At 74.1% G+C, this 1,514-nt stretch carries 1 protein-coding gene; it reads left to right on the top strand.

What is annotated here, in order from left to right; translation table 11 throughout:
• The coding region (locus tag D7X12_RS41275; RefSeq protein ID WP_244225099.1) for a hypothetical protein at positions 1-1,514 on the top strand (1,514 nt) is incomplete at both ends.

Consider the following 1,514-nt stretch of genomic DNA (forward strand, 5'->3'; position numbering starts at 1 on the left):
CCCGCCACCACCGCGCCGGCGCCCCGCCAGGCCCCGGGCCTTGCGCGGGGCGTGTGGGCCACGGTGGCGGCGCTCTACGTGGTGCTCTTCCCGTACCACCCGGGCCTGCGCTCGCCCAACGAGCTGTGCCGGCTGTGGCAGACGCGCGCGCTGGTGGAGGACGGGACGCTCGACATCAACCGCGCCCTGCGCGACTACGGCCCGGTGGGCGACCTGTCGGTGATGAACGGGAAGTACTACCCGTCCAAGGCGCCGCTGCTGTCCTTCGCCGCGGTGCCCGTGTACGCGGCCCTGCGCGCCGTGGGCGGCGGCCACCGCTATGCCGTGCCGGAGGTGCCGCTCGTCTTCTTCAGCCGCCTCGTCCTCACGGTGCTGCCCACGCTGCTGCTGCTGGCGCTGGTGCGCCGCTTCCTGTCCGCCTTCGTGTCGCCCCCCGTCGCGGACGCCGTCACGGTGACGTACGCGCTGGGCTCGCTGGCGTTCAGCTACTCGCTGCTCTTCATGAGCCACCAGACGACGGCGGTGCTGCTCTTCGCCGGCTTCTACGCGCTGTGGCGGCTGTCGCGCGGCGAGTGGCGGGAGAAGGGCTACGTCGTGGCCGGCGCCTGCGCGGGCGCCACCGTGGCCGCCGAGTACACCGGCGCGCTGGGCGTCCTGGGCCTCATCCTCTACGCCGCCCTCACGCTGCTGGGGACGGGGGAGCCGTGGCCGGTGCGGCTGAAGAAGCTGGGCCGGGCCACGGGGCTCGCCTTCCTGGGCGCGCTGCCGTTCCTCGCGGCGCTGATGCTCTACCACCAGGCCACCTTCGGGCACCCGCTGGAGACCGGCTACAAGCACCTCAACGACGCGGCCTACCAGCCGTGGCACCTGGGCGGCTTCCTGGGCATCCGCACGCCGGATCCGCGCGCCTTCCTCCTGTCGTTCTTCTCCCCCCTGCGGGGGCTCTTCACCCTGTCGCCGTTCCTGCTGCTCGCCCTGCCCGGCCTGGTGCTCCTGCGGCGCAAGGGAAACGCGGCGGGACACGCGTCGCCAGAAGCCCGCGCCCTCTTCTGGCTGACCGCGGTGACGCTCGCCGGCTACACGTACTTCACGTCGTCGTTCACCTACGACTCGTGGGGCTGGACGACGGGGCCGCGCCACCTCACGGGGCTGGTGCCCTTCCTGCTGCTGCCCGCGGCGCTGGTGCTGGACGGGCTGCGCGGGGCCGGACGTCCGTGGCTGTCGGGCATCGCGGCCATGCTGTGCGCGGCGTCGGTGCTCGTCACCGGCCTGGCCACCTTCGTCAACTACATCCCCGACGACGTCTCCACCCCCGTGCTCGCGCTGGCCCGTCCGCTCCTCCAGGCGGGCTACCACCCGCCCAACGTCCTCGCCTTCGTGGGCCTCCCCACGGGGCTCGCGGGCGGGGTGCTGCTCGCGGCGCTCGTGGGCGTGGCGGGGGCCGTGTTCGTCTCCCTCGGGCGCGACGCGGCCGGAAGCGCGGCCTCGCTCCGGACCTGGGCGGGGGCCTGGGC

Source organism: Corallococcus sicarius (assembly GCF_003611735.1).
Lineage (GTDB): Bacteria > Myxococcota > Myxococcia > Myxococcales > Myxococcaceae > Corallococcus > Corallococcus sicarius.